This is a genomic window from Streptomyces sp. NPDC004051, from assembly GCF_053604275.1.
The window spans coordinates 45,814-54,376 of the sequence record NZ_JBSGHG010000047.1; the positions used below are offsets into that span (position 1 = coordinate 45,814).

An 8,563-nucleotide genomic window follows, 5' to 3' on the forward strand; every position below is an offset into this window, starting at 1 on the left:
CCGTACCGTTCGTTCTGCCCGTGTAGCCCGTATCGCCCGTGCCGTTCAGTCGGCGACGAGCCGTACCGAGCCGGGGACGTACTCGCGCTGCCGGATCACGCGGTACCACCCCTCGGGCAGCGGGATGGTCGCGTGCTCCTCGTGCACGACCCGGCCGCCCTCGGGCAGATGCAGCAGCAGCGGTCCGAAAGGACCCGGCTCACTGACCAGTTCGCCCTTGCCGAGGACCGCGTGGGCGTGCCCGGTGACCTCTCCCAGAGCCAGCACGAGCCGCCCGCGGGCGTCGCGCGGCTCCTTGGGCGCGTCAGGGACGTGCGAGGGCACCGCCTCGTCCGCGACGGGCACGATCAGCACGTCTCCCTGCCGGTACATGGATCTCCCCTCCACTCCGGCGCACGGTGCTCCGGAGTCCGTGCGAGGACCGTAGGGGCCACCACTGACAGCGCCTCCTCGCCGGGCTCGGCGCCGGGCGTTGTCAGTCGCTGTTGGTAGAACTGCCGTACGCACCGTCGGACGGCTCGCAGCCAGGGGTTCCGCGACGGCGCCGGACCTCGCACCACCCACCCGCCGGACACACGTCAGGAGCAGCCCGCATGACCATCAGTGGCCATCTCGAGAAGCTGTACGGACTTCCCGCCTTCACCTTGCCGGGACCGTCCGGGACGACGGCGGAGCTGCCCGGGCCCGACGCCGTGGCCTGGCGGGTCGCCACCGACTCCTACGAGGCCGGGGAGCCCTGGAAGGCGGCCTTCGCCCGGTTCTGCGACCAGGTCGACACGACGAGGGTGCGCGCCCTGATCGTCGGCGCCTGGGAGGACCCGTACGACTCGGACCCGTCCGAGATCATCGAGACGCTGCTGGCCGCACGCGACCGCCTGCCCGCCCTGCGGGCACTGTTCCTCGGGGACATCACGTTCGAGGAGTGCGAGATCTCCTGGATCAACCAGACCGACGTCACCCCCCTGCCGGCCGGCTTCCCGGCCCTGGAGGAGTTCGCGGTGCGGGGCGGCCAGGGGCTCCGCTTCCCCGCCCTGCGCCATGACGCACTGCGCACACTGACCATGGAGACCGGCGGTCTCCCGGTGGACGTCGTCCGGGGCGTCGGGGCCAGCGAACTGCCCGCGCTGGAACACCTCGACCTGTGGCTGGGCACCTCGTGGTACGGCGCCGACAGCGAGGCCGCGGACCTGGAACCGATCCTGTCCGGCGCCCGGCTGCCACGCCTGCGCCACCTCGCCCTGCGCAACAGCGAGATCCAGGACGAGGTCGCCGCCGCCGTGGCGTCCGCCCCGGTGGTCGCCCGTCTCGAGGTGCTCGACCTGTCCATGGGCACCCTCGGCGACGAGGGCGCCGTCGCCCTCCTCGGCGGCCAGCCGCTGACACACCTCAAGAGGCTCGACCTGCACCACAACTACCTGAGCGAGCCCTTGCGGCAGCGCCTGCGCGAAACCCTCGAACCCGCGGGTGTCGAGGTGGATCTCGGCCAGGACGACGCCGAGTGGGACGAGGACGAGGACGGCACCGTCCACCGCTACGTGTCCGTGGGGGAGTGACGACCGCGTGACGCAGGCCCAGCCGCCGGCCGGGCGCTTCGCCGTCGTCGGCAACCCGGAGAACCGCAGAGTCGCCCTGTTCGCCGACGCCGTCCGCGCGGCCGGGCTGCCCGCACCGCGCGTCGTGCCCTGGGCAGCGGTCCTGCGCTCGGGCGGAGCGCACTTCGCGGCCGACGAGATCGTCCGGCTCGACTCGCCCGGTGAGAACCCGGAGGTCGACCGGCTGCTGCGGGACGCCCAGGACCCCACGAGGGTCGAGGGCTCGGCACGCTGGTACGCGCGGTTCACCCGGGCCACGCGCGCACTGCGCGGCGGTCTCCGCCTCGACGACCCCGGCGAACTGGCCGTCCTCTTCGACAAGCGGCGCTGCCACGCCACCCTCGCCGCGGCGGACGTGCCCGTACCCCGGTCGCCCACCTCGGGAGCCGCCGCGGCGCCCGTCCGGGGCTGGGACGACGTCCGCGCGCTCATGCGCCGGCACCGGATGCCGAGGCTCTTCGTCAAACTCGCGCACGGATCCTCGGCCTCCGGCGTCCTCGCCGTCGAGTCGTCGGCCGCCGGCCGTGTCCGGGCCACCACCTCCGTCGAACTCGCCCCGGACGGAGCCCTGTTCAACTCCCTGAAGGTACGCCGCTACGAACAGGAGCGGGACATCGCCGCCGTCGTGGACGCGCTGGCCCCCGACGGTCTGCACCTCGAACGCTGGCTGCCCAAGGCCTCGTTGCGGGACCGCGTCGCCGACCTGCGGATCGTGGTGGTGGCCGGACGCGCCACCCACGCCGTGGTGCGCACCAGCGGCACACCGCTGACCAACCTCCACCTCGGCGGAGCCCGCGGCGATCTCGACGCGGTCCAGGACGCCGTACGGGCGGCGGGCGGGCGCTGGACCGACGCCCTCGACCTGTGCGAGCGGGCGGCGGCCTGCTTCCCGCGCACCCTGTGCGTGGGCGTCGACCTGCTCCCGGCCGCCGGCTGGCGCCGGTTCGCGGTCGGCGAGGTCAACGCCTTCGGCGATCTGCTGCCCCGCCTCACGGGTCTGCCGGGCAGCGGCGCGGAGGGCCTGGACACCTACGCGGCCCAGATCGCCGCGGTCCTGCGCCGCACCGACCCCGGGCCCCTGGACCCCCCGTACCTCCCGCACGACGCCCACGACGCGAACGACACGCACCACCAGCACCACCAGCACCAGCACCAGCACCAGCACAGAACGGGAACCACCCATGCCAGCGCCTGATCCGAACGAGCCCGAGACGAACGCGCCGGACATGAACGCGATCGTCGGCAGTCACGACATCCTGCTCGTGACGCTCGACACCCTCCGCCACGACGTCGCCGCCGAACTCGCCGCCGCCGGCCGCACCCCGAACCTGGCCCGCCTGCTGCCCGGCGGACGGTGGGAGGAACGGCACGCCCCGGGGAGCTTCACCTACGCCTCGCACCAGGCGATCTTCGCCGGCTTCCTGCCGACACCCGCCACCCCCGGCCCGCACCCCCGCCTGTTCGCGGCGCGCTTCGCCGGCAGCGAGACCACCGCCGACGGCACCTTCGTGTACGACACCCCGGACCTGGTGTCGGGCCTGGCGAAGGAGGGCTACCGCACGGTGTGCATCGGCGGAGTCGGCTTCTTCAACCGGCGGGGGCCCCTCGGCTCGGTACTGCCCGGCCTGTTCCAGGAGTCCCACTGGGAACCGGAGTTCGGCGTCACCTCACCCACCTCCTTCGAGGCACAGGTGGCCCGCGCGGAAGAAGTCGTACGGGAACTGCCCGACGAACAGCGTCTGTTCCTCTTCGTCAACGTGGCCGCCCTGCACCAGCCCAACTGGTTCCATCTGCCCGGCGCGACCCGGGAGGACGGCGACACCCGCGCGACGCACGCCGCCGCCCTCGAGTACGTCGACCGGCACATCGGCCGCCTCTTCGCCGCCGCGAGCAGCAGACGCCCCTGCTTCGCCGTCGTCTGCTCCGACCACGGCACCGCGTACGGCGACGACGGGTACACCGGCCACCGCATCGGCCACCCCTCGGTGTGGACCGTCCCCTACGCCCACTTCCTCCTGGACCACACTCCCGCGGAGGCCGCGCGATGACCACCCTCACCAGCACCCACCCCCGCACCGACGGCACGCTCCCGGCGAGCCCGTACCAGAGTTACGTCTACGCCTACCCCCACAAGACCGCCTACCGCAGGCTCCCCGACCGTCCGCGGTTGAGCACCCTGTGGGCCGCCGAACCCAAGGACGCGCTCTCCCTCTACCTGCACATCCCGTTCTGCGAGGTCCGCTGCGGTTTCTGCAACCTGTTCACCCGCATCGGCGCCCCGGACGGCCTGACCGGTGCCTATCTGGACGCCCTGGACCGGCAGGCGACCGCCGTGCGGGAGGCCCTCGGAGAGCGGGACGGCGTGCGGTTCGCCACGGCGGCCTTCGGCGGCGGCACCCCCACCTTCCTCACCGCCGCCGAACTCCAGCGGCTGTGCGACATCGCCGAACACCGGATGGGCGCCGACCTGCGTGCCGTCCCCCTGTCGGTGGAGGCATCACCCGCCACGGCCACCGCCGACCGGCTGGAGGTCCTGGCCGCGCGCGGCACCACCCGGCTGAGCCTCGGCGTCCAGAGCTTCGACGACGGCGAGGCCCGCGCCGCGGTGCGGCCGCAGCGCCGCGCCGACGTCGAAGCGGCCCTCGGCCGCATCCGCGACGCCTGCATCCCCGTCCTCAACATCGACCTGATCTACGGCATCGACGGCCAGACCGAGCGGACCTGGCTGCGCTCCCTGGACGCGGCCCTGGCCTGGCGCCCCGAGGAGCTCTACCTCTACCCGCTCTACATACGCCCCTTGACCGGCCTGGGCCGCCGTGCCCAGGAAGCCGACCCGGCCTGGGACGAACAGCGGCTGCGCCTCTACCGCCTGGGCCGCGACCATCTCCTCGCCCACGGCTACACCCAGCACTCCATGCGCATGTTCCGCCGTGCCGACGCCCCGCCGCAGGGCGCCGACGACTACGCCTGCCAGACCGACGGCATGATCGGTCTCGGCTGCGGCGCCCGCTCCTACACCGCCGGCCTGCACTACTCCTTCGACTACGCCGTCGGCATGCACGAGATCCGCGGCATCATCGACGACTACGTCTCCCGTCCGGCCGCCGACCTGGCCCGCGCCGAGTACGGCAGGCGCATCGACGCCGACGAGGCCCGCCGACGCCACCTCATCCAGTCCCTGCTCCAGGCGGACGGCCTGCCCACCGCCGACTACCGGACCCGGTTCGGCACCACCCCCCGGGACGACTTCGGCGCCGAACTGTCCCGGCTCGCCGAGCGCGGCTGGCTGGCGGACGACGATGCGAGCACCCCGGTGCTGCGCCTGACCCCGGAAGGGCTGGCCCACTCCGACGCCATCGGCCCGGACCTGTTCTCCCCGGCCGTACGGGCCGCCATGGCCGCCTACGAGCGGAAGTGAGACGCCGCCCATGGACCTGACCGTGCTCTACCGGGGCCCGCTCGCCTCGTGCGACTACGACTGCCCGTACTGCCCCTTCGCCAAGCGCCGTGACAGCCGGGAGCAACTGCGTGCCGACCGCGCCGCCCTGGAGCGGTTCACCCACTGGGCCACCGCGCAGACCGGCGACCGCCTCTCCCTCCTCTTCACCCCCTGGGGAGAGGGCCTGGTCCGCTCCTGGTACCGGCGCGCCCTGACGGAACTCTCCCACCGGCCGCACATCCGCCGGGTCGCCATCCAGACCAACCTCAGCTGCCGCACCGACTGGCTCGCCGACGCCGACCTCGCCACCCTCGCCCTGTGGTGCACCTACCACCCGGGACAGACGCCGTACGGCCGCTTCCTGGCCAAGTGCCACGAACTGGCCCGCCTCGGCGTCCGGTTCAGCGTCGGCATCGTCGGCCTGCCCGAGCACCTGGAACCCGCCCGGCGGCTGCGCGCCGAACTCCCGGACCAGGTGTACCTCTGGGTCAACGCCGCCGAGGGCCGCACCTACGACGACGCCGAGGCAAAGGTGTGGACGGCACTGGACCCGCTGTTCGGCTACAGCCGCCGCCCCCACGCCAGCGCGGGCCGGCCCTGCCGCACCGGGGAGTCGGTGATCTCCGTCGACGGCGAGGGCACGGTCCGCCGCTGCCACTTCGTCCGCACCGAGCTGGGCAACCTCTACGACGGCACCTACCGGCGGGCGCTGGCCCCCCGGGCCTGCCCCCTCCCCAGCTGCGACTGCCACATCGGCTACGTCCACCTGGAGACACTGCCGCTCTACGACGTGTTCGCGGGCGGTGTCCTGGAACGCATCCCGGCGTCGCCCGCGCAGACCGGTCCGGGCGATCGGGCGGGTTTGCCGCGGGACTCAGCGGCAAGTCGGTCTCCATGAGTGAACAGAACAAGAGCCCGAATCAGAAGACCACTTCCACCCGGACCGCCGCGTCCAAGGCGCAGAACGCCACGAAGAAGGCGACCGCCCCCGCCGAGCGGGCGGCCTCCGACGCCGCCGACAAGGCCGGTGACGCGGCGTCAGCGGCCAAGTCGGGCGCGGAACGCGCGGCCGAAGCGGCGAACGGCGCCGTGCAGGGCGCGGCCAGGGGAGTCGAGGCGGGCCGCAAGGCGATCGTCGCCACCTCCGGCCAGGTCGCCGCCACCGCGGTGACCGCCTGGACGGTCCTGTCGAACCGCAAGTTCGTCGCCGCCGGTGTCGGCGCCGGCCTGACCGTACTGAGCGCCGCGTCCTACGCGGTGGGCCGTCGTGCGGAACGCCACACCCAGGGGCCTTTCACCCGGATGACCGGCGGACGCATCTGACCCGGGGCGGTGCCGGGGGTGCGCGGTTCCACTCGCGTGGTGCGGCCCCGAAGGGGAAGGATGTGTCCGCAAGCGCACAAACGACCCCTGCCAAGGAGTGGGCACATGCAGCACGAGAGAGCGGGCGGCCCGGCCGGCCCCGAGGATCTCGTCGACGTCGCTCGGCTGGTCACGGCGTACTTCGCGGTGCGTCCGGACCCGGAGGAGGCCGGGCAGCGCGTCGCGTTCGGGACGTCCGGGCACCGCGGCTCGTCCCTGACGGGCGCGTTCAACGAGGACCACATCGCCGCGACCAGCCAGGCCATCTGCGAGTACCGCGCGGAGCAGGGCACCGACGGCCCGCTCTTCCTGGGCGCCGACACCCACGCGCTCTCCGAGCCGGCCAGGGTCACCGCCCTGGAGGTGTTCGCGGCCAACGGCGTCACCGTGCTCATCGACAGCGCCGACGGGTACACGCCCACCCCCGCGGTCTCGCACGCGATCCTCACCCACAACCGGGGCCGCACCGCGGGCCTCGCCGACGGCGTCGTCGTCACCCCCTCCCACAACCCGCCCACCGACGGCGGTTTCAAGTACAACCCGCCCAGCGGCGGCCCCGCCGGCTCCGAGGCGACCACCTGGATCCAGGACCGGGCGAACACCCTGATCCGCGGCGGCCTGAAGGACGTCCGTCGCATCCCCTACGCCCGTGCCCTGGCCGCCCCCGGCACCGGCCGCCACGACTTCCTGGGGACGTACGTCGCCGATCTGCCCAGCGCGCTGGACCTGGACGCGATCCGGGCGGCCGGCGTCCGGATCGGCGCCGACCCGCTGGGCGGGGCGTCCGTCGCCTACTGGGGCCGCATCGCCGAACAGCACGGCCTGGACCTCACCGTGGTCAACCCGCTCACCGATCCCACCTGGCGGTTCATGACCCTGGACTGGGACGGCAGGATCCGCATGGACTGCTCCTCGCCGCACGCCATGGCCTCCCTCATCGCGCAGCGGGACCGCTTCGACATCGCCACCGGCAACGACGCGGACGCCGACCGGCACGGCATCGTCACCCCGGACGCCGGCCTGATGAACCCCAACCACTACCTCGCCACCGCCATCCACTACCTCTACGCACACCGCGAGCAGTGGCCGTCCGGGGCCGGTGTGGGCAAGACGCTGGTGTCGTCCGCGATGATCGACCGTGTCGCCGCCGACCTGAAGCGCGAACTGGTCGAGGTGCCCGTCGGCTTCAAGTGGTTCGTCGACGGGCTGGCGGACGGCAGCCTCGGTTTCGGCGGGGAGGAGTCCGCCGGCGCCTCCTTCCTGCGCCGCGACGGTTCGGTGTGGACCACCGACAAGGACGGCATCCTCCTCGCGCTGCTCGCCTCCGAGATCACGGCGGTCACCGGAAAGACCCCCTCCGAGCACTACGCCGCTCTCACCGCGCGCTTCGGCGAGCCCGCCTACGAGCGGATCGACGCCCCGGCGACCAGGGAGGAGAAGGCCCGTCTGGCGCAGCTCTCCCCGGCCCAGGTCACCGCCGACACCCTCGCCGGGGAGGCGGTCACCGCGGTGCTCACCGAGGCCCCCGGCAACGGCGCGTCCATCGGCGGCATCAAGGTGACCACGGACAGCGCCTGGTTCGCGGCCCGCCCTTCGGGCACCGAGGACGTGTACAAGATCTACGCCGAGTCCTTCCAGGGACCCGACCACCTCCGCCGGGTGCAGGAGGAGGCCAAGGCGGTGGTCCTGTCGGCGCTGGGCGGCTGAGCGGTCCCGTGCGGCCGGTTCCTCGATGCGAGGGGCCGGCCGCGCGTCAGCCCGTCCGGAGCTCCGACGCGGTCGGGGCGGGAGAGGCGAGCCCGGTCGGCGGCGACGTCGCCGTGGGCAGCTCCGCGGGGATGTCCTCCGACTGCTGCAGCACGGTCTCTCCGGGCTCCTGGCGCGCTGTGCCCGCCCCGGTGGACAGCAGGGACCAGGCGCCCACGGCCACCGCGATCGCGGCGGCCGTGCCGATCACCCGGCAGACCCGGCGCACCCTGGCCCTGCCGTCCAGGTTCCGCCACGACGGCCCCTCCCACGGGTCCTCGGGGTGCCACAGGTCACCGACGAAGGCCGTGGTGTCGTCCTCCTGCCCCTCCGCGTCGCAACCGTGCCGGATCGTCGTACGCCACCTCGTCCAGGTGGACGACGGTGACGTACGCGGCGGTCGCGTACGGATCCGGTCGCGGGC

At 73.3% G+C, this 8,563-nt stretch carries 9 protein-coding genes; 7 read left to right on the plus strand and 2 right to left on the minus strand.

Annotated elements, in window-relative coordinates; genetic code table 11:
- Positions 1-45: 45 nt before the first annotated feature.
- Complete coding sequence (locus ACWEQO_RS31430) at positions 46-372, minus strand: hypothetical protein (protein WP_361460386.1); 327 nt, start codon at positions 370-372, stop codon at positions 46-48.
- A gap of 221 nt (positions 373-593) precedes the next feature.
- On the opposite strand from ACWEQO_RS31430, the gene ACWEQO_RS31435 reads away from it, so the two are divergent.
- The 7 genes from ACWEQO_RS31435 to pgm all read left to right on the plus strand — a co-directional run bounded on the left by ACWEQO_RS31435 (position 594) and on the right by pgm (position 8,100).
- Complete coding sequence (locus ACWEQO_RS31435) at positions 594-1,553, plus strand: STM4015 family protein (RefSeq protein ID WP_361460387.1); 960 nt, start codon at positions 594-596, stop codon at positions 1,551-1,553.
- A 7-nt stretch (positions 1,554-1,560) separates the two neighbouring features.
- Positions 1,561-2,787, plus strand: coding sequence for an STM4014 family protein (locus ACWEQO_RS31440; RefSeq protein ID WP_452986060.1), 1,227 nt, complete (start codon positions 1,561-1,563; stop codon positions 2,785-2,787).
- A gap of 31 nt (positions 2,788-2,818) precedes the next feature.
- Positions 2,819-3,640, plus strand: coding sequence for an STM4013/SEN3800 family hydrolase (locus ACWEQO_RS31445; protein WP_361460405.1), 822 nt, complete (start codon positions 2,819-2,821; stop codon positions 3,638-3,640).
- A complete protein-coding gene (locus tag ACWEQO_RS31450; RefSeq protein ID WP_452986061.1) occupies positions 3,637-5,010 on the plus strand; it encodes an STM4012 family radical SAM protein in 1,374 nt (457 codons plus the stop codon). Before ACWEQO_RS31445 ends, ACWEQO_RS31450 begins: the two co-directional genes overlap by 4 nt.
- Positions 5,011-5,020: 10 nt before the next feature.
- Positions 5,021-5,929 (plus strand): STM4011 family radical SAM protein, encoded by a 909-nt coding sequence (locus tag ACWEQO_RS31455; protein WP_452986062.1) that lies wholly within the window; start codon positions 5,021-5,023, stop codon positions 5,927-5,929.
- Positions 5,926-6,354, plus strand: a complete 429-nt coding sequence (locus tag ACWEQO_RS31460) for a hypothetical protein (protein WP_452986063.1) — start codon at positions 5,926-5,928, stop codon at positions 6,352-6,354. Before ACWEQO_RS31455 ends, ACWEQO_RS31460 begins: the two co-directional genes overlap by 4 nt.
- A gap of 105 nt (positions 6,355-6,459) precedes the next feature.
- Complete coding sequence (gene pgm / locus ACWEQO_RS31465) at positions 6,460-8,100, plus strand: phosphoglucomutase (alpha-D-glucose-1,6-bisphosphate-dependent) (RefSeq protein ID WP_361460396.1); 1,641 nt, start codon at positions 6,460-6,462, stop codon at positions 8,098-8,100.
- A 46-nt stretch (positions 8,101-8,146) separates the two neighbouring features.
- Here the strand turns inward: pgm and ACWEQO_RS31470 are convergent.
- Positions 8,147-8,563: hypothetical protein (locus tag ACWEQO_RS31470; RefSeq protein WP_452986064.1), on the minus strand; the 417-nt coding region annotated here is incomplete at its 5' end.